The sequence below is a fragment of the Arthrobacter sp. PAMC25284 genome, from assembly GCF_019443425.1.
Classification (GTDB): Bacteria; Actinomycetota; Actinomycetes; order Actinomycetales; family Micrococcaceae; genus Arthrobacter; species Arthrobacter oryzae_A.
Genome location: NZ_CP080382.1, coordinates 3,082,327 through 3,105,627, shown reverse-complemented (window position 1 = coordinate 3,105,627; position 23,301 = coordinate 3,082,327). Strand labels below are relative to the sequence as shown.

Below are 23,301 nucleotides of genomic sequence, written 5' to 3'. Positions count from 1 at the left end.
GGTATTCAGGTCTCACAACGGCCGCCCGGGCAGGGCCCTGGCAGGTGTTGGACGGAGTCGGTCCTCAGGAACGGCCGACGGCGGATTCGCTGGCGGCCGGTCCCCGGTCATCCGGAATCATCGACCACAGGGTCGCGGTCCGCTGCGCGTCCTCGGGGACGCGATCCGGGTCCTTCGGCTCATAGTCTTTCAGCAGGTCAAAGAGCCGCCCGGAGAGCTCGGTCCGCTGGGACTGCGTTAAGTAGAGCACGTTGCTGGCCAGGACGACTGCGGAGGTGTCGGCCGGCTCGCCCCGGCGGCGCCGCCCGTCACGAGCTGAGGCGTAGGCGTTGACGCGGCGGCGGAATGCATCCAGTTCCAGGTCGAGGACGGCGAATTCTGGACCGGCCACTCCCCCGCCCGAATTAATGCTGACTTCCGTGCCGGCGGCTTTCCAGCGGCGTTCCCGGGCATCACCGGTGGTATCGGCCGGCAGGACGATGCCCCATTTTTTGAGGGCCCGGAGATGGTAGCTCATGGCGCTGGGCGTTAGGCCCGTCTGGGCGGCGAGTTCGGTGGCTGTCCGGCTCACTTGTGTTGAATACAGCTCGGAAATGACTTCGAGCCGTGCGGCGTGGGCCAGCGCCCGGATGGCCAACGGGTCGGTGATTTCAACTTTGTGCTCCGGGCGCGGCCGGCGTTTGGCGTCCGCGGTCACCAGCGGGTCCGGGGACTCCGGCTCCGGCGGGGCCCGGTCGTTCTGCATTCACTCCACCATTCTAGCCAGCCGCGCCGGGCTGTGAAATAAATGTTTGACACTTGGCAGCCGCCCGGCGGACCCGCCCCGGACCCTAGGCAGGGATCAGGAAGCCGTCGCGGACCAGGTTGGCCACGTCAGCGAGCAGACCCTCGCGGAACGACCCGGCGTCGAAGCCGTCATAGCCGCCCAGCAGCGCCTCAAGGGCGCCGATGATCTGCCCGACGGCGAGGTCGCCGTCGCACGCCGAGACCAGCCCGGCCAGTTCGGTGCTGAGCAGATTGGTGCGGCGCAGACCGGCGCCCTGACGAAGCAGGATGACCCCCGGGTGTTCGGCACCGGGACGCTGGTGCCGTTCCTCGGTCACGTCGTCTGCAACGACCAGGTGGGATGCAGCCAGATCGTGGGAGGCAACCCAGTCGGTCCGTTCGACGGAGGCCCCCAGGTGCGGACCGACGGGCTGCTCGATCGGGTAGGTGATCTCCTCAAAACGGGACATCACGGGTACGGTGCCGCCAGCCGGCCGGCGCAGCCAGATCATTCCAAAACCGATTCCCGTTACGTTCCGGGAGGCAAAATCGTTCAGATACGCCGCATAGGAGTCCTGGTAGAGCTGGCGGTCGCGGGACTCGGAGGCATCCTGCAGCCAGGTTTCGGCGTATTGTTCCGGGCCCACCTGTTCACGCTGGATGAACCAGACATCGGCGTCCGGACCGGCCCAGCTTTGCGGCCGTGTGGTCCAGGATGTTCCCGCCGTAATCTCCCAGTTGCCCAGCAGCTGGGCGGTTCCGGCAGGGGCGAGGACCGAGGGCAGGGCCTGGACGAGGGACGCGACGATTTCGTCCCCCGGCAACCCGCCGTCGCGGTAGGTGAACTGCTGCGCGGCCGCTTCGCCCGGGTTACGGGGCGTGATCACAAACGGCGGATTCGAGACGACGAGGTCGAATTCCTCCCCCGCGACGGGTTCCAGCAGGGATCCGAGCCGGAGGCTGACCCGGCTCTCCAGATCGGCCGGGTCCAGGTGCAGCGCTGCGGCATTGAGCAACAGGTTGAAGCGGGTGAAGGCCAGTGCCCGTGCCGAAATATCGGTCGCCGTCACATGGTCGCAATGGTGCAGGAGGTGAAAGGTCTGGATGCCGCAACCGGTTCCGAGGTCCAGGGCGCGGGCTGCATGCCGGCGGGCCGTGACCTGCACCAGCGTGGTGGACGCCTGTCCGATACCCAGCACATGGTCGTGCCGGAGGACGCCCGGACGCTGGTGGGCCGCGAGATCGCTTGCGACCCACAGATCCGCCCCGCCACTGCTGTCTCCGTCTTCGCTGTAGATGGGGTCCCAGCCGTAAGGACGCAGGTCCACCTTTGCCTGCAGCAATCCATCGGTGGAATCCTCAACGAGGCCCAGTTCCTGCAGACCCCCGGCGCCGACGCCGGGCAGGGCTGCGTCGAGTGCGGCCGCCGGTTGCGGCTCAGCGAGCAGCCACAGGCGAACGACGGCGGCGAGCGCGGCAGTTGCCGGGTCGGCCTGGATGGCTGGCCCCGTCGCGATCAGGGCCGGGATGAGCTGGTCCCGGCTGAGCGCCGAGTGCGCGGCCTCGCCGAGCAATTCCGCGACGCCGTCCACGGTGTAGCCGATGCCGAGCAATCCGGCCGCCAGTTCCGTGAGCAGCCCGGCGAGGTCGCTCCGGGGGGCATCCGGGGTGTTGCCGGCGGTGAATTGCGGGGTGGGGGTCTGCGCGGGGGAAGTCACCGGTCAAGTTTAGTCCCGGGCCTTCACGTGTGCCTCCGCATGGATCCGGAGGGCATCCAGGCAAAACCTGCCCCGACCGTGCTGTTGTGGTTCCGGGCGCACCGGGGATCGGCCACATACATCGCGCCGAGGCCCGTCAGGTATCCCTCGCCGTCACCGGCCCGACGGGTCGGTTTCGACAGTCTGGCTAGACGGTAAATTGGAGCCATGGTCTTCTCTTTCCTCCGCCCGCCGGGCTCCCGGGTAATCCGGCGGCTGGCCGCGGGTGCGGCAACTGCCGTTGTCGTCCTCACGGCGGCCGCGTGCACCCCCACCGCATCGGTCGAATCTGCCGATGTTATGGAGTGGAAGGCCACGGTGCTGCCCACGGCCGTCGGCGTCGTGCTGGAGGACGCGGGCAAGATCCTCAATCGCGAACCGCTCGTGAAAGATGCGTCGGCCGTGCCGGCCGGTAACTATCTGCTGACGTTGAGCTGCGATGGCGGCGGGAAGGCCTTCGTGGCCGTCACCGTCGACGGCGCACAGGTAGCCGAGGCAGGAGCGGCCTGTAACGGGAGCCGCGAAACGGTGAAGACCACGATTTCTGCGACCGGGAAGGCGCGGCTCAGCATCTCGAGCGTCGATGCCCCGCTTCTCTACGCCTACCAGCTCGTTCAAACCAAGTAGTCCGGCCCGGACTACTTGGCTCCTGCCGGGGTTGCAGGAGCGGCCAATACTCTGGTCAGGGGCCCGGGGCCGGGCCTAGAGTCTGGATATGCCCACTGTTCCGGCACCGAGGGTCCCGCGTTTGCGGGCCATGGCTGGCGCTGCCGCGCTCTCCGCCTCCGTGCTGCTGGGAACGGTCCTGTCCGGTTGCGAGTATGAATACGACGACGGCCCCTGGGACGACGACTTTCCCGCGGCGGCCGCTCCGGCTGCCACGGGCGCGGCGATCCCGCCGGTCCTACCGCAGCAGGCCGGGCTGAACCAGCCCCTCTCCGGCGACGAACTTGACGACTGGGTGGACGATGTCCTCCCCGATACCGACCACGACGTCCTCCACACCAGTTCCGGTTCAGTGGATGCGAGCGATCCCCGGAGCGAAACCACCACCGCGCTGCCTGGTGGAAGCTACTCCGTGACGCTCGCGTGCAGGAGTGCTGACCGGGTGTTTTTTACCGTCCGCGGCGCGGATATGGTGCTCCTCGATCTGAGCCTGCGGTGCGGGACGTCCGCGGTCAACATTGTCTTTCTGCCCACGGAGGAAGTCCTCACGATTCAGATCGCCGGACAGGCCCCGGCGAACTACGCGTACATGGTGGACCGAGCCTGACCAGGGCACGCCCTCCGGGCTAGCCGGCTCTCGGCGTCCCCGGAAGCGCATAGCCTCCGGGCTGGCGGGCGGGCGCTTCAGGCGGCGCAGCCCTCGGGGCAGCGCAGGGTCTCCGGGCTGGCGGCACATTCCGCGCAATACAGCGTTAGGACCCGGCAGCTCGGGTTGGAACAATTCTCGAACTTGCTCGTCGGCGCCGCACACCGGGTACAGGTGCCGATGGTCTTGGCGTCGTCGCTGAATTCAAGGTGCATCCGCTTGTCGAAGACGTAGAGGGATCCCTCCCAGAGGCCCTGATCCTTGAAGGCCTCGCCGTAGCGGACGATGCCGCCGTCGAGCTGGTAGACCTCTTTGAAACCGCGGTTCACCATCAGGCTTGAGAGCACCTCGCAACGGATCCCGCCGGTGCAGTAGGTGACAACCGGCTTGTCCTTAAGCGAGTCGTACTTGCCGGAGTCAAGTTCCTTGATGAAATCGTGTGTCGTGGCGACATCAGGGACGACGGCGTCCTTGAACTTGCCGATCTGGGCCTCGAATCCGTTACGTCCGTCGAAAAAAACCACGTCGTCCCCGGCCTGCTTTTTGGCCTCCACCAGCCGATGGAGTTCTTCGGGGGTGAGGTGCGTGCCGCCGCCAACGACACCGCCGTCGTCGACCCTCAGCTCGCCGGGAGCGCCGAAGGACACAATCTCATCCCGGACCTTCACGCTCAGCCGGGGAAAGTCCGCCGCGCCGCCATCAGAGAATTTCACGTCGATGCCGTGGAAGCCCTTGTACTGGCGCGTGGTCTTTACATACTGCTTAATGGCCTGGAGCTCCCCACCGACGGTCGCATTGATGCCGTCCTTGGAAATGATGATGCGGCCGGTCAGCCCGAGCTTTTCGCAGAGGGCGCGCTGCCAGAGTCGGACGGCGTCCGGGTCGGGGAGCGGGGTAAAACCATAAAAGAGAACGATCCTGTTTAAAGCCACGCTTTTAAGCGTACTTGAGCGTCCTTGGTGGCAGTTAACGCCGGGCGCCGGCGGGTGGCCGCCGGGCTCTGTCACAATTGGGTAAGTAACCGCCGTTCCCGCAGCTCAACCCCTGTCGCTTGTGGCAGGGCTGGAATACGCTCGTCACATGAGTCTTGAGGCGATGGTTGAAGACACCACTCATCTGCTGGAAATCTGGGTTGCCGGTTGGGCCGGCTGCCGGGGTTACGAGACACGCCGCGAGGGACGTTTCCCGGCGGCACTGAGGGCGGACACCACCCACGAGTGGGAATATTTCGCCCACGACCCCTCCGACTCCGAATTCGCGGAACTGGCCGGAAAAACGGCGGAGGTGCCCGCCAGAATCCTGACGATCCTCTCCAACGATGTCTACCGTTACACGGATCTCGCCCAGAAACACGGACTCAACGTCACGTCCGCCACCCAGACGATGATGATCGTGGACATGGAAACCCAGGATGCCGAAGACCCGTGGCTTTCGGACGACGACCTGACGCTGGAGACGTCCACGGTGTATGGGGTGCACCACGCCATCGTGTACGCAGGCGACGAGGTCGCCGCCAGCGGACGGGTGTTCGTGGTGGGCCCCACGGCCATTTTCGACAAGATCGTCACGGAACCGAATTTTCAGCGACGGGGTTTGGGAAGCTTCATCATGAAGGCCCTGGCTGCCCAGGCCTTCGAACACGACGTCGACTCCGGCCTGCTGCTGGCCTCGCTGGACGGCCAGCAGCTGTATTCGCATCTCGGCTGGCGCACTGTGTGCCAGGTGCTGATGCTCTCCGCTTCGGAGGAAGGGTCCGACCTGTCCGTGGGATAGCGCCTGGATATCTGCCGTGCCTGTTCAGCCTGCCGCCGCGGCTCTGATTTGAGGCCGGATGAAACAATGGACAGGTGAACCCACATGAATCCCTGATTCCGTTGCTGGGCCGCGGCCCGGACCCGGAACAGCTGCGTCATGTGCGCACCATTCCCGCCCGCCAGGCCATCCACGCGCCGTGGCCGGACTGGGCCCACGCCGATCTGGTGTCGGCGTACGGGTCTCTCGGGATCCACGAGCCCTACCGCCACCAGATCCAGGCGGCCGAGCTGGCCCACGCCGGTGAACATGTGGTAATCGCCACCGGCACGGCCTCGGGAAAATCACTGGCCTACCAACTCCCGGCCCTGGACGCGATCCACCGGTCCGAGCTCGCGGTCCTGGCCAACCCCGGCAAGATCCACGACGACGGCGCAGTGACTCTGTACCTGTCCCCCACCAAGGCCCTGGCCGCTGACCAGCTGTCAGCAATCCGTGCGCTCAAGCTTCCGACCGTCAGGGCAGAAACTTACGACGGCGATACGGATCCCGCCTCCCGGCGCTGGATCCGCGACCACGCCAACTTCATTCTGGCCAACCCGGACATGTTGCACTTCGGGATCCTCCCTAACCACGCGTGGTGGGCCCGGTTCTTCCGTCGGCTGAGGTACGTGATTGTGGACGAGGCGCACAGCTACCGTGGAGTGTTCGGATCCCACGTCGCCAATCTCATGCGCCGGTTACGTCGCATCTGTGCCCACTACAGCCCGGGCAGCTCACACCCGGGCCCGGTGTTCATCGCCGCGTCCGCCACCGCTTCCGAGCCTGGAACCTCGTTCGGCCGGCTCATTGGGGCGCCCGTGCGCGCCGTGAGTGAGGACTCCTCGCCGCACGGTTCCACCACGGTGGCTTTCTGGGAGCCGGCTCTGACCGACATCCGGGGCGAAAACGGCGCCAAGGAACGCCGGACGGCCGTGGCCGAAACCTCGGATCTGCTCGCCAACCTGGTGTCCTCCAGGGTGCGGACCATCGCCTTCATCAAATCGCGGCGGGGGGCGGAAACCATCGCGTCGATCACCAAACGCCTACTCGACGAGGTGGACCCGAGCCTGCCGCAGCGCGTTGCTGCCTACCGCTCGGGTTATCTCCCGGAGGAGCGCCGGGCCCTGGAGAAGGCGCTGCGGTCCGGCGAACTGCTCGGGGTGTCCAGCACGTCGGCCCTGGAGCTCGGCATCGATATTTCCGGACTCGACGCCGTGCTGGTCGCGGGCTGGCCGGGTACACGCGCGTCGTTATTCCAGCAGATCGGGCGGGCCGGCCGGGCCGGCCAGGACGCCATTGCCGCGTTCGTCGCGAGCGATGACCCGCTCGACACCTACCTCGTGAACCACCCCGAGGCGATTTTCGATGTGTCGGTGGAGGCTACGGTCTTCGATCCGGCCAACCCCTATGTCCTCGGCCCGCATCTGTGTGCCGCAGCGGCCGAGCTGCCGCTCGGGTATGCCGAACTGGACCTCTTCGGCGGCACGGCGGAGAAGCTCCTGGACCGGCTGGTAGTACAGGGCTACCTCCGCAAGCGGCCCGCCGGATGGTTCTGGACCCACCCGCAAAGCGCCGCGGGGATGGTCAATCTGAGAGCCGACGGCGGCGGCCCCGGTCAGCATCGTGGATGCCGACACCGGTTCGCTGCTTGGGACGATGGATTCGCCGCAGACGCATTACCAGGCGCACACCGGCGCGATCTACGTCCATCAGGGTGAGAGCTATGTGGTCGAGGATTTGAATGAGGACGATCACTGTGTTGTGGTCCGCCGGGCGAATCCGGACTACTACACCACGGCCCGGGACGTCACCCAGATCGAGGTCCTTGAAACACAGCGCACTACGCGGTGGGGTGATATCGCCGTGCACTTTGGCGACGTAAAAGTGACAACGCAGGTGGTCTCCTTCCAGCGGAAGGCGCTTATTTCCAACGAGATCCTGGGCGAAGAACCGCTGCAGCTCGGCGCCCGGGACCTGTTTACCAAGGCCGTCTGGTTTGTCGTCGAGAACCGTTCGCTGACCGGTGCCGGGCTGATTGAAGCGCAGTTTCCCGGCGCCCTGCACGCCGCCGAGCACGCCGCCATCGGGTTGCTGCCCCTCGTGGCGTCCAGCGACCGGTGGGATATCGGCGGGGTGTCAACGGCTATCCATGCCGACACCGGAGTCCCGACGATCTTCGTCTATGACGGCCATCCTGGCGGGGCCGGCTTCGCCGAACGCGGCTACGACAAGGCCAGGGTCTGGCTCTCCGCCACCCGGGATGCCATCAAGGCCTGCGAATGCGAGTCAGGCTGCCCATCCTGCGTACAGTCGCCCAAATGCGGAAACAAGAACAACCCCCTGGACAAGGACGCCGCCGTCACGCTGATCGATGTCCTGCTCAAGGACGCCACCGATTGGATGGAGACCGGCCAGCCGGCCGAGCTGTCGGCCACCGGAGGCCCAGCCGTAACCGGTTAGGCCGGCTGTCCTGGCGGGACCCCGCTCACGGCGCCGGACCCCCGTCCCGTGCCGGCGCCGGACCCCCGTCCAGTGCCGGCGGCGGTCCGGCCCGGGCAAGACCGCGGGCCGGACCAAGCAGGGGAACAGTCGTCACCTCAGTCCCGACTTGGACCGTCTCCCCCGCACCCTTGAGACAGCTGGTGAGCCTTGCGTTGTTCCTGGCCGCCACGTCCCTCGCGACGGCGCACGGCTCGCCGGCAGTGATTCCCCGGGCAGCATCCGCCGCTGCGAGCGCCGCTAGGTCGGCGGCCGCAGCGGCCCGGGACGCGGCAACCGCCGCCTGTGACAGCAGCAGGAGCGACATCGTGGCCATGATCACGACGATCCCAATCCCCAGCCCCAGGACTGTCCCGGCACCGCACTCCCGATGCCGTCTCTGGCAGCTGTGCGCGATGTCCAGCACGCGCCCAGGGTCCGAACCAATCCCGGGCCGGGCCCTGGGCCCGGGCCCATACTGCGCCCCGGCACGCTGCGGCCAGATCATGCGCCAAACCACGGAGACAGCCCCACGATCCCGTCCCGGACCGGCGCGCCGGCCTCGCCCGAGGCCTCGTTTCGGGTCCATGAACGGGCGCTGAGGGTCCACGGAATCAGTTTGCCGACGGCGCCGGGGACCCGGTCCGAAACCGTCACACTGAGCCATCCGCCGTCGGCGGCCACGGCTGTCACCGCAGACCCGCCAGCAAGCCGCCGAACGGCCCCGGTGACCTCCACGGCGCTTCCGCCCCGGGCCAGAACCCGGGCGCCGCCCCTTGCGGCTTCCTCCAAACGGAGCTGTGTCACTCCCGCGGCGGAGCCGGCCAACAGGAAAGTGAGCAACAGGACGACTGCCGGCAGCGTCACCGCGAACTCGGCCGTTACGGTGCCCCGGGACGAGCAGCCGTGTGCACACCTCCGGCCCGATTGGCCGTCCGTGTCCGGCGGGGCCGATACCGGTTGGAGGCCCCGTTGCCGTAGCGGCCGGACCGCGCTCATGGCAGTGCGAGGGCCGCACGGATGAGGTTGAGCAGGAAGCCCCGGACTTCGTCACTTCGCATGATGAACACCAGGACACCGGCAAAACCAACAGCAGCCAGGGTGGCGATCGCGTACTCGGCAGTCGCCATGCCCGCTTCCGATGCCCCCGTGCGTCTGCTGCCGACGTGCGCCCACCGGCCGGTCGGACCGGCGCCCGCACAGAGGTCGTGCACCTCCGCAGTGCCTTCCTCCCGGCCTGGGCACTTCACGACGGGAATGTCTTGATGGGTCGACATGGCTTTTCCTTCCACTGGTCTCCGGCGGAATCACCGGCTCCTTCGACTCTTCCTGCTCCGACCCGACCGCAAAAGACCGGCGGCGGCCCAAGTGGATAACACCCCTGTACCGGGGCTGTGGAGGACAGCTCAGGAGGCAAACACATCTGCAAGATGCCCGGGACAGGCCCTGTCCCACCGACGTCACGGATGCAGGGTTCGCACGGCGTCCACAGAAAAGTCCCCGGGCCGTCAACCACGTTGGTGATTGCCGGCCCGGGGACTTTGTCGTTCTGCTGGCGTGCCCTTGCCTAGCGGAGGAAGTACCCCGCGAGGTCGGCGATGAACTGCGACTTGCCAGAGGACGCGTTGAGCACCGTGACTTTTCCATCGCTACCGACCCGCACTGCGACCAGGTTCGGTATGGTCTGACCTTTCGCGAAGTTCAGGTTGGACGATTCGGGCTTCGATGCACCTGAAGCGTAGGCGGTCGCGAACCCGTTGGACGTGGCCTCGGTCACTGTCAGGTTGAAAACAGCGGCCAGCGGTGTGCCATTGCCGCCCGGAACCGAGAACGAAACCGTCGAACCAGCTCCCACTGCGCTGGACTTCCGGGTATCGAGGATCCGGTCCGGCCCAACGGCCTTGAAGGTCCCCGAGGCTTTCGGTGTGCCGGGGAGGTAGTAGCCAGCGATATCGGCAACAAACTGGGCCGATCCGCCCGAACTGTTGAAGATGGTGACTTTTCCGTCGGAACCAACGGGAACCGTGACCAGGTTCGGCACCGTCTGCCCGGCGGCGAAGTTCAAGTTGGAGGCGTTGGGCTTGTTGCCTCCCGAGGCGTAGGCCGTGGCAAAGCCGTTCGACGTTGCCTCAGTCACGGTCAGGTTGAAGACGACCGCGGCGACCTTGGACGGGATGCCTTTGACGCCGCCCACCTGGAAGCTCACCGAGGAGTCCTTTGCGACAGCCGAGGGCCTGGTATCGAGGATCCGCGATGGGTCCACCGTCTGGAAGGAACCGGGCACGCTGGCTTTGCCATCGGTGTAATAGCCGGTGACATCGGCAATAAGGTGCGATGTTCCCGTGGACTCGTTGTACAGTGCGACCTTTCCGTCGGAGCCAACGGGTACTGTGACCAGGTTCGGAACGGTCTGTCCTGGCCCAAAGTTCAGGTTTGACGCGTTGGGCCGTGTGGTGCCGTTGGGGTAAGCGGTGACGAATCCGGGCTTCGTTGGCTGAGTGACGGTCAGGTTGAACACAACGGCCGAGACCTTGGACGGGATTCCGCTGACGCCTTCGGCTGTGAAGGTCACGGCGGATTTGGCCCCGACAGCAGATGAGCCGCGGGTATCGAGGATACGGACGGGGTCGATGGGCGTAAAGGTGCCGGACTCCCGGGGCGCGCCGGCCTTGATGATGACGTCATCGATGTAGCTCTCGCCGGCCTGCCGGGGATGTTCTGCACCCAACTGAACCGCCGTCAAGTCGCTGTACTTTACGTTCACGTTCTTGCTCGAAAACACCGACTTGTCGTCAAACCAGATCTCGACGGTGGTCTTGCTGCCATTGGGAACGACGTGAACAACAAGGTGATGCCAGGTGCCGAGTTCAACCGGGGGGTTCAGGCGCTCGTAGGAATACGTGCCGTCCGGCGCTGTTATGCGCAGCCACAGTTCGCCGTTGCTGTTGGAACGAAAAACATCGAGCACACGCGTGTTGCCGTTGAAGAACCGGAACATCGGAACGTTGTTGTCGGTCGCTCCCTTCTTTGCGACGTTGAACCAGCCGTCCGCGTAGACGTCGTTGGTGCCGGAGGGTAGCGGGGCCTGGAAATTTGCCACCGACCCCGCGGCCGTTGTCACTTGGATTCTCGCCGCGCATTTTCCGGAATGTGCCTTTACGTCAGAAATCCCCGCCTTGCCGGTTCCCTTTGTCGTGGGGGCGTTGAAGCCGGCTTCGGTGATGCTGCCTGTTTCAAAGCTTGTTGCGACCACCGTCGTCCCCGGATAGTTGTTCGATGGTGCCGGCGTCGATGCCTGACAGCTCACGGCGGCCGCAGCCGGTCCGGCGCCGACGGTCAGCCCCGCCACCACTAAGATGTTCAGCGCCGCGAATGCAGCCGCCCGTTGCAGTCGAATCATTCATCTGCCCCCCTGCCTGGGATCAACTCACTTGGTTGTAAGACCCGGAAGTTCCCGGATCCCCGGCACGCTGAAGAGCGCTCTGTGAGGCCCGACCCTGAGACCGTTCGAACTCCGATGGTGCCGGTTCCAAAGTACCTCCGGGTAACTTGAGTAAACCTTGGAAAGCCGTCCTGCCGGCGTCGTCACCGCCCCGATCCCCGGCAGATTAAGCCGGCAGCATCGCCAGTAGTACCGGCACGACACCCAGACATACGAAGGCCGGCAGGGAACACAGACCCAGGGGGATCACCAGCTTCACGCCCAGCGCCGCCGCCCGCTTCTCGGCAGCCCGGAATTGTTCGCGTCGGAGACGGGCTGCCTGCGCGTACAGGAGGGCTGAGGACGGCGCGCCCGTACGTGCGGCGAAGCTCAGGGCATCCCGGAGGGCAAGGAGTTGAGTCGACCTGACCCCGGAACTGCGCCACGCTGTGTCCCAGTCCGCGCCGATTGCGAGCGCGGAGACCACGGGTCGAAGCGGGCGCCCCAGCTCGGGGGCGGCCAGTGTGACGATCAGTTCCAGGGCCCGCCCGAGCCCGGCTCCGGCGTCCAGCATGGCCCCGATGAGTTCAAGGATCATGGCGATATCCCCCAGACCGCCGGGGCCGGCTGGCACGGTGGGAGGCCTCCGACCCGTCTCATCTCGACGGCGCGCCCCGTCCGGCCAGGGCAGCACACGACGCTTCAGCGTCGAGCGGATACCGGCTTGATCCGCGAAGACCAGAAAAGCGGCGAGGGCCAGAACCGCTGCCACGGTCGCTCCAGCCATTTCCGCGCTCACGGCGGCGCCGCGGCCGCTGCCCTGACCAGCCGCGAGGACCAGATTCGCCCCGCCGTGGCGAGTGCGAGACCCGCCGCGAGCGCGGCCACACCGGGGGGCGTCCCCAACATGGACTTAACCGGATCAACGCCCAGCAGAGTTCCGAGCCCAAGCCCGATCACCGGCAACCACGTCAGGAGGCGGACCGTCGCCTTCGGCCCGGCCAAGGCGGTCTGACGCGCCGCTTCCGCGTCGTTCTCAGCTTCGAGTTGAGCGGCGAACCGCGTCAAGACGTCCGCGAGCGGGCAGCCGCTGACTTCGGCGACGTCGAAGCACGCCGCGAGCTCACCCCATGCCCTGCCATTGCGGCGCGATGGGTCGGCACGACCCGCCTGCCCGGTCATGCCTGTCCCGGCCGGGACACACGTGCGGATCGCTTCGGCCACCGATGATCCGCGAAGGGCTGCGGCGCGGGCCGCGGTCAGAAACGCAAGTGAGTCAGCGCCGAGCAACCCGGACGACGGCTTGGCTCCGGCTGGCGGAGGTACCTGCCCGGCGCCGTCCGCATAGAGCACCCAGAGTTCGTCCCACAACCGGGCAGGGGCGCGGCCTCCCTTCAACAATGCAGCCAATTGCTGGACGAGCACGGACATCGGGATGACCTCACGGCGTGAACGGTCACGTCTTATGGCCGTCAGGCCTCCCCTGCCCACCGGCCGGCTCCCCGGATTCGGATAGCTTCGGCGGTCCTGGTCTGCCAGCGCCCTGCAGAGGCGGCGGTTCGATGCCCCGGCCGTCCACACGAACAGCCAGGCCGCAAGTGCCAGCACGCAGATCACTACGGCTGCCACTGCGGGCTCCTCGGCGGGGCTGGCTCCGGCGTTGAGGGTGATTCAGCGAGCGGCGGCATCGACGCGGCGGGCTGGGAAGTTCCCGTATCGACGGGCGCGGCGTATCCCGGGGCGGGATCGAGGCCGACGGCGGCCGACAGACGGGGCCACGCAGGGCCAAAGCGGACGTGGCCGGCGGCTGCGTCCACAGCTGCGACGACCGCCAGACCGGTTTCGTTGGCCTCCACAACTCCGATGCCGGCAACCCGCCGCCCTGCTGCGGTGCGGGCGACGTGGACAACGACGTCGAGGGCGCTGGCTGCTTGGAGTCGAACAGCATCCTCGCCCATCCCCGCCAAAGCTCCAAGCGCCATCAGGCGCGCCGGAATTGCCGCCGCGGAGTTGGCATGGATCGTTCCTCCGGCTCCTGTATGGCCCGTGTTCATGGCCGTCAGCAATTCCCGGACCTCCGCGCCCCGGCACTCGCCGACAACAAGCCGGTCCGGCCGCATCCTCATGGCCTGGCGGACCAGTTCGCCGAGGTCTACGACGCCGCCGCCCTCCAAATTTCCGTGCCGGGATTGCAGCGAAACGACATGGGGGTGGACCGGGTTCAGCTCCGCCGCATCCTCGATCAGGACCAGCCGCTCGCCCGGGTCGCACAGTCCCAGCATCGTCGCAAGGAGCGTCGTCTTGCCGGATCCGGTGGAACCGCTGATCAGGAAGCTCAGCCACCGCTGCACCATGCGTTCCAGCACCGTTTGGAGGAACGCGTCGAACATCCCGTCCCGCCGCAGCTCGTCCATGGAGAACACGGTTGACCGCCGGATTCTCACGCTGAGGAGTGTCCCTGCCGTGGAGATCGGCGGCAGGACAGCGTGCACCCGGTAACCGCCGTCGAGCTTGACATCAACGCAGGGGCATCCGTCATCCAGCCTCCGGCCGCCGGCCGCCACCAGCCGGGCGGCGAGGGACCGGACCTGTTGCTCACCGGAGAAGACGACCGGCGCCCGTTCCAGTCCGTCGCCCCGGTCCAACCAGACCGAGTCCGGGCCGTTAACGAAGATGTCCGTGACGGCCGGATCGCGGGCGAGCTTCTGCAGCGGGCCGAGACCGTTCAGTTCGGCGCTGATACTTTCGACGGCGGCCAGGGCACCCGCCGTTCCCAGCAGACGCCCGCTCGCCTGCACGGCTGCTGCGACCCGGGCAGGCGTTACCGGACCGGCCTCGGCCATCACCGACTCACGCACTGACTCCAGCAGCCCCTGATCGAGGAAAGCGACCGGCCGGCCACGCTGGTAAGGCAGAGAGCTCCGGTCAGGGACGTGCGGGCCCGGGGCTGCATGCGCGCTCATGACGCCTCGCCGGCGGCAAGGTTCAGAACTCTTGCGGCGAACCGCTGGACGCGGCGCTGGCGGCCTGCCGCCAGGAGCCGCCCGTTTTCCATGGCCACCGCAATGCCTTTGATATGAGGCAGGAGTCCGCAGAGCGGAAGGCCGATGGCATCCGCAATCAGGGGCGCATCAAGCGCGGCGCTGGGCGTTCCGCGGACCACGAGTGCTGTTTCAACCGGCGGGAGTTCCCGGAGCATCCGGGCAGCTGCTACGGCCGCCCGCAACTGCGCGGGCGCCACCACCATGATCCGGTCGCACTCCCAGGCGAAGGCCCGAAGTGCGTCGCGTCCCCTGCCGATATCCACCACGACGAGTTCATAGCCACGCCGGGCGGCGTCAAGAACTCCGGCCACCGTGGCTGCGTCCACTTCGGTTGACACGTCCCGGCCGCCCGGCCAGGACAGGAACGAGAACCCATCCGCCGTCGGCAGTGCCTGGGAGAGCTGATCAGGATCGAGGCTTCCACTCACGCCTGCGAGGTCGGGCCAGCGAAGCCCGGGGGCGTCTTCGGCGGCAATCGCCAGCTCGAGACCACCGCCCCAGGGGTCTCCGTCGACCAGGAGGGTCCTGGCGCCAAGCCGCGCGGCGGCCTGGGCAACCCAGATGGCCGCAGTGGTCGCCCCGGCCCCGCCGCAGCCGCCCGCAATACCGAGGATGAGACCACCGGCTTCGGGCGCGCCGGACCGGCTCAAGTACTCGGCCAGCCAGGCCGATGCCTCGGGCAGCACGGCGACCCGTTCGGCCCCGATGGTGGCCGCAAGATGCCACAGTGCGTCTCCATCACTGTCCATGCCGACGAGGACCGCCGGCGCCCGCCTCCGGGGCGGCAGTTCCCGGATGTCACTGCCAACCAGGACTGTCGACGCCATATCCCAGAACCGGGCCGCCTCCCGGACATCCGGTACAGTCCGCAACGTGCCACCGGCCGCGGCGACGATACGCTCGACCTCGCCGCGAAGTACGTCAAGCCCGGTCACCAGCAGCGTCTCCCGCGCCTCGGCCGGAACCCACGGTGCGGTGCCACCGGGGTGACGTGGCTTGGAACTGCGGGACGGGTGCCTGCTCATACGGCAACTTTGCCCGGCCAGGCACGACACGGTAACCAAGGCACCGCACTATGTGGACAACCACCGGCCGCGTGCGCGTCCGGGACGGGCAACCAGTCCCGGACGCACGGCCACGGCGCAGGTGCGGCCCGGCCCCCTGCGCCGACGGCGCCGTCCCTGCCCGGCGCAGGGCAGAATTGAGGCTATGTACCTGCTGCTCTCCGCCCACGCCGACGGCGCAGCCCTCCAGGAACTCACGGCGGAGGGCGCACCCAGTCCGGGCGCTTCGGAACCGTGGCTGGTCAGCAGGGCGGATCTTCCCGGCGTCGTCCGCCAGCTGGAAGGACGGCGCCCGCGGTGGATCTGGCACCGGACCCAGGACTGGTACCCGGCGCTGCTGCGGGCAGGGGTGGAGCTGGAGCGCTGCTACGACCTGACGTTGTGCGGGGCCATCCTGGCCCACTCGGAGTTCACCGTGCACACCGAGTACGCCCGGAACGCGGAGCGTCGGGGCCAGGCCGAGGCGTTGCCGCCGCCGCGGTCGCTCCAGCCGGCGCCCCCACCGGCCGATCAGGACGCGCTCTTTGAAACCCCGGCCGCGGGCCCGGCGGACGGCGCCACCCAAGAAGCTCTCCGGGCCGAATACGCGGCCCAGCAGGAAGCACTCCGCGAAGCCGGGGGCCCTGCCAGCACCCCGGCCGGGAGCACGGGCGGGGTGCTTGCAGGGCCCCCCGAAAGCGGAACTGCCGCCCGAGAGAACGACCCGGACCGGAGGCAGCGGCTTCAACTGCTGCTGGCCGCGGAATCCGCCGGAGCCATGATCGCCGCCGAAATGCAGCATACCGGCGTCCCGTGGCGGGAGGACCTCCACGAACAAATCCTCGCCGGTTACCTGGGCCCGCGTCCGGCCTTCGGCCACCGGCCGGCGAGACTCGAAGAGCTCACTTCAACCCTTCGGCAACTGCTGAAATCCCCGGCCCTGAATCCGGATTCCCCACAGGAGCTGATGCGTGCGCTGCACCGGAACGGCATTGAGGTGAAGTCCACCCGGCAGTGGGAGTTGCAGGAATCCTCCCACCCGGCGATCGAACCGCTGCTCGCCTACAAAAAGCTTGCCCGTCTGCATGCCGCCAACGGCTGGGCCTGGCTGGACGCCTGGGTCAATGACGGCCGGTTCCAACCGGAGTATGTGGTGGGCGGCGTTGTCTCCGGCCGATGGGCATCCCGGGGCGGCGGGGCATTGCAGATTCCACGCCAGATCCGGGGCGCCGTTCATGCCGATCCGGGATACAAGCTGATCGTGGCGGATGCGTCGCAGCTGGAGCCGCGGGTGCTGGTTGCGCTGGCCCGGGATTCGAAAATGGCGGAGGCCGCCCGGGACCAGGACCTCTACGCCGGCATCGCAGCGCAGGGCTTCGGCGGCGACCGTGCCCAGGCGAAAATCGCGCTGCTCGGTGCGATCTACGGTGCCACGACGGGCGAGTCCGGGCGGCTGATGCCGCAGCTGACACGTACCTATCCCCGTGCGGTGGGGTTCGTGGAGCAGGCGGCCCGTGACGGGGAAACCGGGAAGACCGTCACCACTCGGCTCGGCCGCAGCAGCCCGCCGACGCCGGACGGGTGGCTCCGGAGCCAACAATCTGCCACAGCCGACGAACAGCGCCGCGCCGATGCGATCGCGCGATCGCGGGGCAGATTCACCCGCAACTTCGTGGTGCAGGGCTCAGCCGCCGATTGGGCGGCATGCTGGCTCGCCGAATTGCGGCGCCGGCTGCGTGCCAGGCGCGCCGAGGGTGCCCCTACGGGCGAACTTGTCTTCTTCCTCCACGACGAGGTGATGGTCCACTGCCCGGAGAATGCGGTGGAGGACTGCGTCCGCGCCATCGAAGAAGCGGCGAACGCAGCTAAGGTGCTGCTTTTCGGCCGCATCCCGGTGGAATTCCCTGTCAGCGTCGCGGTCGTGGACTCGTACGACCACGCCAAATAGGCAGGCACGTTCACGCGCAGTAACCTACCCGGCAGTAGGGTTGTCCGCCGCTGATCTGACGGGCTAGCCTGTCATCAGGCCCGGCCGGATTCGATCCGCCGGCGAGTGCATTGAAGCAGGTAATTGGGGGATCGCAGGATATGGCCGGCGTTTTCGAAATCAACGAAACGGGACAAGAGTCCTACTTCTTCACGCTCAAGGCCGCGGATGGAGCGGTGGTGGCTGTGTCGCCGCTGTTTAGCACCATCAGAGGCGCGGCGGCGGGAATCACAGCAGTGCGTGAGAACGCTGCGGCGGGTCTTATTGTGGATCAATCCGACGTCGCACCCGAGCCGGCCGCCGACGGTGCCAGACCCGCAACGGCTGGTCCCGTCGAACTGCAGAAAGCCCCCTAACGGGCCCGCAACCGCACGGGCTCAGCTAACAATCTCAGATATTAATACCAAACCGCCGGGTCCGGTCCCACGGAACGGCCCAGCCCAGCTGTTCAAAGAGCTGGTTGAGGATCATCCCGGTGAAACCCCAGACCACCACGCCGTTCACGGTGAAGGCAGGACTGTCAAAGGACTGGCCGGCGCGGCTCACCGTGGCCATGACCCGGTTATCCGGATCCAGCAGGTCCCGGACCGGGACCCGGAACACTTGGGCCGACTCGCCATAGTCCACCACGCGGACGGGTGATTGGGCGGCCCACCAGGCCAGGACCGGCGTGACGAGGAAATTTCCGCGTGGCAGGTTCAGCTCGGGCATAACTCCGAGGATCTCCACGCCCGAAGGGTCCAGCCCGGTTTCCTCTTCCGCCTCGCGAAGGGCGGCGTCAACCACGGCTTCGCCCGGGTCAATTCCTCCACCGGGGAACGCCACCTGGCCCGGGTGATCGTCAAGGGTATCGGCGCGCTGCAGCAGCAGAACGTCAAGATCAGCCGGGGCCAGCAGCTTGTCCGAAGACGCCGGGACGGTGTCCAGAGCACCGAAAAGCATCAGCACCGCGGCTTTGCGGACGCGTACGCCGGGCTCAACAACGAGTTCACGCCAGCGCGGATCCGGGGCGGACGCAGTGCCCGCCTGAATCCTGCCGACAAGATCAATCAGCTCCTGGCGTGCTGTCATTCCTGCTTCCTCTGCGATTCCATCCGAATTTCGGCCGCACGGTGCGTTTCGGCCAGCAACCGCGCGAGCAGCGCTTCCTGCCCCGGGGCGAGCTCGTACTTCAGCAGCTTCGCCGCCCTCGCCGGATCGGTTTCCCCGGCGCCGTAGCTTGGACACCAGTTGGCTACCGGGCAGGCACCGCAGGCGGGCTTGCGGGCATGGCAGACCCGCCGCCCGTGGAACACGACGCGGTGTGAGAGCATCGTCCAGTCCTTGGGCTCGAACAGCTCCGCTACCTCGGATTCGATCCGCACCGGATCCTCCGACACCGTCCACCCGAAACGCCGGGCGAGGCGGCCGAAGTGGGTGTCAACGGTGATCCCCGGAATCCCGAAAGCGTTCCCGAGCACCACGTTCGCGGTCTTCCGTCCGACGCCGGGCAGCGTCACAAGGTCTTCCAGCCGTCCGGGCACCACGCCGTCGAACTCATCCACGAGCCGGTTGCACAACGCCAACAGATTTCTGGTTTTTGCGCGAAAGAACCCCGTCGGTTTGATGATCGCTTCCAGCTCGGCAGCCTCTGCCTCCGCCATGCTCCGGGCGTCCGGGTAGCGGGAAAACAATAGCGGAGTGATCTGGTTGACCAGCACGTCCGTTGTCTGGGCCGAAAGCACCGTGGCGACCACGAGTTCAAACGGACTGCGGAAATCAAGCTCCGCGTGAGCGTACGGGTACTGCTCCGCAAGAGCCCTGTTGATCCGCCGTGCGCGTCGTTTGAGTGCCAGTACGGACTCCCCTGATATTCCCGGGGGGCGGCTGCCGACGCTGCCTGATTCGGTTGCCACCGGCAGGGCTAACCGCGTTCGATGTTGCTGAGGTCGCGCAATACACCGAGCCGGCCGTCGGTATTCTGGACCAGGAATTCTTGGCCGCGGTCTTCGAGCGCGAGCACCCAGCCGCCGGGTTCGATGTCGAACGCCGGAGCCCCGGTCTGCTCGTCGACGGCGGTGCGGGGCTGCGCGACGGCGAACCAGAAGGCCTCGTGAGCCGGCCCGTCCGTATCCCCGCTGGGACGGCTGGCGGGGTCCACGGTGGCCCCGATCGGCCCGGCGGCGCGGACCTGTGGATTGACGGTGGTGGGGGCGCTGCCGCCGGCGGCAGGGGCACCGGCGACCTGGGTCTTCTCGGCGGCCGACGGCTCGGGTGACTTGGACGGTTCCTTGGGCCCGGTACCGGAAGCTTCGGCAGACTGCGTCGTCGGGCGCGACGAACCGGACGATGCCGGCGGCACAACGCCGGAGACCCGGGTTTCGGGACTGCCGGATGATGATGTTTGGCCTGCTCCTGCCGCGGCAGCAGAGGCGGCAGCAGAGGCAGCCGGAGCCGGAGCCGACGAGGCAGCCGGCTTTTCGGGATTATTCCTGGTGGCAGGGGCCGCCGCGTCCTTCCCGGGGGCACCCGGCGTTTCTTTCTGCGGCGTAGCGCCGCGGCTGCCGGGCATAATGCGGTGGGCCCAACCCGCCACTGTGCCGGTTCCGGATTCTTTGGCTTCCTTGGGCGGTTTGGGGGCCCGGGGCTTGCGGACCGGGACCGCCGTTTCCCGCGCAACAACGTGGGCGGGAATCTCCGCGCGGCCCATAAAATCACCCGCGAAGAACGGGATCCACCGCCCCAGAACGGTGGCGGCGAAAAGGCCAAGCGCGCCCACGAGACCCACCAGCATGCTCGGCACGAATGCCCCGGCGACGGACAGGAAGAAGAAGGCCAGCGAGAAAGAAGCCACCACGGAGGCGAACTGGTCCATCGACAGCGAGCCGAAGCGGATCCTCGTTTCGGGTGTAACCCTGCGTGCCGTGAACAACGTGGACACGACCAGCGGCAGGACAATCCCCAGCCCCAGGAAAAACAGGCTCCCCAGATTCCAGAGGTTGTAGCCACCGGCAAACATGGGAATGAGCGAGGCGACAAAGAGCAGGAATGTCGAGCCGAAGACTGTGAGATCGCGGACCGTAAAAGGGCCCAGAACGGCTTCGTTTTTCTTGCCGGCCTCTTTATCCACCGTGAAACGGGGCGCGTCACCGAAGCCGTCCGGCCGGTTGCCGGCCGGATCTTTAGTCGGCCGGTCATCGGTGTGTAGCTGCCGGTCTGTCTGCTCGTTCATTCTGTTCTCCTTAGCGTGGCCGCACCGCGGACGGTGCCGCCTGATGGCAGGAACACGCAGGACCGCGAGCGGTCCTGTCGCCTCCATCGGATCTGGCAACTTACTCTCAGCCTAGTCATGTGCCGGACCGATCACTAGGTGACAAGCCGTGCGGGGCGGAGCGGGATTTACGGCCTGACCTGCAGGTCGGCAACTGGCTCCCGGAACAGTACTGCGGCGCCGCTCGGCGCATATAAGGCACCGCCGGCGGAGGCGCTTGTGATGCGCCGCACATCACCCGCAGCCCGGGTATAGGGTTATCGCGGAACAGCTTTCGTGGCCCTGCCGTGACCATCCGCTGCCCCCTGCCGTTGCCAACGCCGCGCGGCCGGAGGGGCACTGAGGAGCACGGAAGCCCCGAGCACGAATCAATGAAGATGAGGTTAACCATGTCCCAGCAGACGCCCGGCACCGCCACCGCCCACGAGCCCGCTACCGCGTTGTCCGCCACACCATCCGGCCAGGGCGACGCATTCGAAAACCTGTCGCACGAAAACCGCAGGTTCGCCCCCTCCGAAGAATTCTCCGCCAACGCCGTGGTCACGGCCGAGGAATACACCGAGGCCGACGCCGACCGCCCCGCGTTCTGGGCCACGCAGGCCCCGCGGGCTGCTGAGCTGGTCCAAGGACTTCACGCAGACCCTTGACTGGTCCGAGCCGCCGTTCGCGAAGTGGTTCGTCGGCGGGGAGGTCAACGCCGCATACAACGCGCTGGACCGCCACGTCGAGGCCGGCCGTGGTGACCGGGTCGCCATTTATTTCGAAGGCGAACCCGGCGACACCCGCACCTACACCTACGCGCAACTCACCGAAGAGGTCAAGAAGGCCGCGAACGCGTTCGAGGCCCTCGGCGTCGCCAAGGGTGACCGTGTGGCGGTCTATCTGCCCATGATCCCCGAGGCCGTGATCACGCTGCTCGCCTGCGCGCGGATCGGTGCCATCCACTCCGTGGTCTTTGGCGGCTTCTCCGCGGACGCGCTCCGGTCCCGGATCGACGACGCCGAAGCCAAGCTCGTCGTCACGGCCGACGGCACGTTCCGCCGCGGCAAACCCAGCGCCCTCAAGCCCGCCGTTGACGAGGCCCTGGTCCAGCCCGGCCACACCGTGCAGAACGTCATCGTGGTCAAGCGCAACGGCCAGGACGTGGCCTGGACCGAGGGCCGCGACCGCTGGTGGGCGGACACCGTGGACGCCGCCTCTACCGAGCACACCGCCGTCGGCCACGACGCCGAACACCCGCTGTTCATCCTCTACACCTCCGGGACTACCGGCAGGCCCAAGGGCATCCTGCACACCACCGGCGGCTACCTGACCCAGACCGCCTACACGCACAAAGCGGTCTTTGACCTGCACCCGGAAACCGATGTGTACTGGTGCACCGCCGACGTCGGGTGGATCACCGGCCACTCCTACGTCGCCTATGCCCCGCTTATTAACGGCGCCACCCAGGTCATCTACGAGGGCACGCCGGATTCCCCGCATCAGGGCCGCTGGTGGGAAATCGTTCAGAAGTACAAGGTTTCCATCCTCTACACCGCCCCGACGGCCATCCGGACCTTCATGAAGTGGGGCAAGGAGATCCCGGCCGGCTACGACCTGTCCTCAATTAGGGTCCTGGGCTCCGTCGGGGAACCCATCAACCCCGAAGCCTGGATGTGGTACCGCGAGGTGATCGGCGGCAACGCAGGTAAGAACGGGGAGAAAAAGGAGACCCCGGCGCCGATCGTGGACACCTGGTGGCAGACCGAAACCGGGGCGCAGATGATCGCGCCGCTGCCCGGTGTCACGGCGGCCAAGCCCGGCTCGGCGCAGGTCCCGCTGCCCGGTATCGCCGTGGACGTCGTTGACGAACTCGGCGAATCCGTGCCCAACGGCCACGGCGGTTTCCTCGTGATCCGCGAGCCGTGGCCGGCCATGCTGCGCGGCATCTGGAACGATCCGGAGCGGTTCAAGGAGACCTACTGGTCCCGGTTCGAAACCATGTACTTCGCCGGCGACGGCGCCAAGAAAGACGACGACGGCGACATCTGGCTCCTCGGCCGGGTCGATGACGTGATGAACATTTCCGGGCACCGGCTCTCCACCGCCGAAATTGAATCCGCCCTTGTGTCCCACCCTGCCGTGGCCGAAGCCGCCGTTGTGGGCGCCGCGGACGAGACCACCGGCCAGGCCATCGTCGCGTTCGTGATCCTGCGCGGCGATGCCGTCGATTCCGGCGACGCGACCGTCCAGGAACTACGCAATCACGTGGGTAAGGAAATCGGCCCGATCGCCAAACCCAAGACCATCCTGGTCGTGCCGGAACTCCCCAAAACCCGTTCCGGCAAGATCATGCGCCGCCTGCTCAAAGACGTCGCCGAAGGCCGCGAGGTCGGTGACGCCTCCACGCTGGCCGACAACACGGTGATGACCCAGATCGCGCAGTCGTTGAAGAAATAGCTGCCGGACGG

19 protein-coding genes and 2 pseudogenes are annotated in these 23,301 nt (G+C 67.0%); 7 read left to right on the top strand and 14 right to left on the bottom strand.

Going from position 1 to position 23,301, the window contains the following annotated elements:
• Positions 1 to 64: 64 nt before the first annotated feature.
• Complete coding sequence (locus KY499_RS14350; protein WP_219885683.1) at positions 65 to 745, bottom strand: helix-turn-helix transcriptional regulator; 681 nt, start codon at positions 743 to 745, stop codon at positions 65 to 67.
• An 85-nt stretch (positions 746 to 830) separates the two neighbouring features.
• Positions 831 to 2,483 (bottom strand): methyltransferase, encoded by a 1,653-nt coding sequence (locus tag KY499_RS14345; protein WP_219885682.1) that lies wholly within the window; start codon positions 2,481 to 2,483, stop codon positions 831 to 833.
• Positions 2,484 to 2,690: 207 nt separating this feature from the next.
• Here KY499_RS14345 and KY499_RS14340 point away from each other — a divergent pair, with 207 nt between their 5' ends.
• Together KY499_RS14340 and KY499_RS14335 are read left to right on the top strand one after the other, a co-directional pair.
• Complete coding sequence (locus KY499_RS14340) at positions 2,691 to 3,149, top strand: hypothetical protein (RefSeq protein WP_123254680.1); 459 nt, start codon at positions 2,691 to 2,693, stop codon at positions 3,147 to 3,149.
• 88 nt (positions 3,150 to 3,237) lie between these two features.
• Complete coding sequence (locus KY499_RS14335; protein ID WP_258190799.1) at positions 3,238 to 3,795, top strand: hypothetical protein; 558 nt, start codon at positions 3,238 to 3,240, stop codon at positions 3,793 to 3,795.
• A gap of 77 nt (positions 3,796 to 3,872) precedes the next feature.
• On the opposite strand, the gene KY499_RS14330 is transcribed toward KY499_RS14335, so the two are convergent.
• Positions 3,873 to 4,766, bottom strand: a complete 894-nt coding sequence (locus KY499_RS14330; RefSeq protein ID WP_123254681.1) for a rhodanese-related sulfurtransferase — start codon at positions 4,764 to 4,766, stop codon at positions 3,873 to 3,875.
• Positions 4,767 to 4,914: 148 nt separating this feature from the next.
• On the opposite strand from KY499_RS14330, the gene KY499_RS14325 reads away from it, so the two are divergent.
• Together KY499_RS14325 and KY499_RS14320 are read left to right on the top strand one after the other, a co-directional pair.
• The gene (locus tag KY499_RS14325; RefSeq protein WP_123254682.1) at positions 4,915 to 5,607 is read left to right on the top strand and encodes a GNAT family N-acetyltransferase; all 693 of its coding nucleotides are present in this window, start codon (positions 4,915 to 4,917) and stop codon (positions 5,605 to 5,607) included.
• A 74-nt stretch (positions 5,608 to 5,681) separates the two neighbouring features.
• Positions 5,682 to 8,088 (top strand): annotated as a pseudogene (locus KY499_RS14320) (DEAD/DEAH box helicase).
• 25 nt (positions 8,089 to 8,113) lie between these two features.
• On the opposite strand, the gene KY499_RS14315 reads toward KY499_RS14320, so the two are convergent.
• The 8 genes from KY499_RS14315 to ssd all read right to left on the bottom strand — a co-directional run bounded on the left by KY499_RS14315 (position 8,114) and on the right by ssd (position 15,596).
• Positions 8,114 to 8,533, bottom strand: coding sequence for an Rv3654c family TadE-like protein (locus tag KY499_RS14315; RefSeq protein WP_258190798.1), 420 nt, complete (start codon positions 8,531 to 8,533; stop codon positions 8,114 to 8,116).
• 77 nt (positions 8,534 to 8,610) lie between these two features.
• Complete coding sequence (locus tag KY499_RS14310) at positions 8,611 to 8,973, bottom strand: TadE family type IV pilus minor pilin (RefSeq protein WP_258190797.1); 363 nt, start codon at positions 8,971 to 8,973, stop codon at positions 8,611 to 8,613.
• 128 nt (positions 8,974 to 9,101) lie between these two features.
• A complete protein-coding gene (locus tag KY499_RS14305) occupies positions 9,102 to 9,383 on the bottom strand; it encodes a DUF4244 domain-containing protein (RefSeq protein ID WP_123254685.1) in 282 nt (93 codons plus the stop codon).
• A gap of 290 nt (positions 9,384 to 9,673) precedes the next feature.
• Positions 9,674 to 11,506, bottom strand: coding sequence for a hypothetical protein (locus KY499_RS14300; RefSeq protein WP_183164446.1), 1,833 nt, complete (start codon positions 11,504 to 11,506; stop codon positions 9,674 to 9,676).
• Between the two features lie 208 nt (positions 11,507 to 11,714).
• A complete protein-coding gene (locus tag KY499_RS14295; protein ID WP_123254686.1) occupies positions 11,715 to 12,314 on the bottom strand; it encodes a type II secretion system F family protein in 600 nt (199 codons plus the stop codon).
• Between the two features lie 8 nt (positions 12,315 to 12,322).
• Positions 12,323 to 13,156 carry a hypothetical protein gene (locus tag KY499_RS14290; RefSeq protein ID WP_123254687.1) on the bottom strand — a complete coding sequence of 278 codons (834 nt, stop codon included), beginning with the start codon at positions 13,154 to 13,156 and terminating at the stop codon, positions 12,323 to 12,325.
• Complete coding sequence (locus KY499_RS14285) at positions 13,144 to 14,490, bottom strand: TadA family conjugal transfer-associated ATPase (protein ID WP_219885681.1); 1,347 nt, start codon at positions 14,488 to 14,490, stop codon at positions 13,144 to 13,146. The genes KY499_RS14290 and KY499_RS14285 overlap by 13 nt, the downstream gene beginning before the upstream one ends.
• A complete protein-coding gene (gene ssd / locus KY499_RS14280) occupies positions 14,487 to 15,596 on the bottom strand; it encodes a septum site-determining protein Ssd (protein WP_219885680.1) in 1,110 nt (369 codons plus the stop codon). Before ssd ends, KY499_RS14285 begins: the two co-directional genes overlap by 4 nt.
• A 184-nt stretch (positions 15,597 to 15,780) precedes the next feature.
• Between ssd and KY499_RS14275 the strand changes: the two genes are divergently transcribed.
• Entirely contained in the window at positions 15,781 to 17,562 is a 1,782-nt protein-coding gene (locus tag KY499_RS14275) for a bifunctional 3'-5' exonuclease/DNA polymerase (protein ID WP_123254690.1), read from the top strand.
• Positions 17,563 to 17,702: 140 nt separating this feature from the next.
• Complete coding sequence (locus KY499_RS14270) at positions 17,703 to 17,957, top strand: YegP family protein (protein ID WP_123254691.1); 255 nt, start codon at positions 17,703 to 17,705, stop codon at positions 17,955 to 17,957.
• A gap of 34 nt (positions 17,958 to 17,991) precedes the next feature.
• Here KY499_RS14270 and KY499_RS14265 read toward each other — a convergent pair whose 3' ends face one another.
• Genes KY499_RS14265 through KY499_RS14255 form a run of 3 tightly spaced genes read right to left on the bottom strand, consistent with a single transcriptional unit; the run spans position 17,992 to position 20,812 of the window.
• Entirely contained in the window at positions 17,992 to 18,672 is a 681-nt protein-coding gene (locus KY499_RS14265; RefSeq protein ID WP_123254692.1) for a CoA pyrophosphatase, read from the bottom strand.
• A complete protein-coding gene (nth, locus tag KY499_RS14260; protein WP_183164447.1) occupies positions 18,669 to 19,496 on the bottom strand; it encodes an endonuclease III in 828 nt (275 codons plus the stop codon). The genes KY499_RS14265 and nth overlap by 4 nt, the downstream gene beginning before the upstream one ends.
• Before the next feature lie 8 nt (positions 19,497 to 19,504).
• On the bottom strand, positions 19,505 to 20,812 hold the full coding sequence (locus tag KY499_RS14255; protein ID WP_219885679.1) for a hypothetical protein: 1,308 nt from the start codon (positions 20,810 to 20,812) through the stop codon (positions 19,505 to 19,507).
• Between the two features lie 428 nt (positions 20,813 to 21,240).
• Here KY499_RS14255 and acs point away from each other — a divergent pair.
• Positions 21,241 to 23,290 (top strand): annotated as a pseudogene (acs, locus tag KY499_RS14250) (acetate--CoA ligase).
• Positions 23,291 to 23,301: the final 11 nt, after the last annotated feature.

Bases quoted from the DNA above. Each gene is read 5' to 3' on its own strand.
- KY499_RS14350 (WP_219885683.1), bottom strand. From the start codon at position 745: ATGCAGAACGACCGGGCCCCGCCGGAGCCGGAGTCCCCGGACCCGCTG.
- KY499_RS14340 (WP_123254680.1), top strand. From the start codon at position 2,691: ATGGTCTTCTCTTTCCTCCGCCCGCCGGGCTCCCGGGTAATCCGGCGG.
- KY499_RS14335 (WP_258190799.1), top strand. From the start codon at position 3,238: ATGCCCACTGTTCCGGCACCGAGGGTCCCGCGTTTGCGGGCCATGGCT.
- KY499_RS14325 (WP_123254682.1), top strand. From the start codon at position 4,915: ATGAGTCTTGAGGCGATGGTTGAAGACACCACTCATCTGCTGGAAATC.
- KY499_RS14305 (WP_123254685.1), bottom strand. From the start codon at position 9,383: ATGTCGACCCATCAAGACATTCCCGTCGTGAAGTGCCCAGGCCGGGAG.
- KY499_RS14300 (WP_183164446.1), bottom strand. From the start codon at position 11,506: ATGATTCGACTGCAACGGGCGGCTGCATTCGCGGCGCTGAACATCTTA.
- KY499_RS14295 (WP_123254686.1), bottom strand. From the start codon at position 12,314: ATGGCTGGAGCGACCGTGGCAGCGGTTCTGGCCCTCGCCGCTTTTCTG.
- KY499_RS14285 (WP_219885681.1), bottom strand. From the start codon at position 14,490: ATGAGCGCGCATGCAGCCCCGGGCCCGCACGTCCCTGACCGGAGCTCT.
- ssd (WP_219885680.1), bottom strand. From the start codon at position 15,596: ATGAGCAGGCACCCGTCCCGCAGTTCCAAGCCACGTCACCCCGGTGGC.
- KY499_RS14275 (WP_123254690.1), top strand. From the start codon at position 15,781: ATGTACCTGCTGCTCTCCGCCCACGCCGACGGCGCAGCCCTCCAGGAA.
- KY499_RS14270 (WP_123254691.1), top strand. From the start codon at position 17,703: ATGGCCGGCGTTTTCGAAATCAACGAAACGGGACAAGAGTCCTACTTC.
- KY499_RS14265 (WP_123254692.1), bottom strand. From the start codon at position 18,672: ATGACAGCACGCCAGGAGCTGATTGATCTTGTCGGCAGGATTCAGGCG.
- KY499_RS14255 (WP_219885679.1), bottom strand. From the start codon at position 20,812: ATGAACGAGCAGACAGACCGGCAGCTACACACCGATGACCGGCCGACT.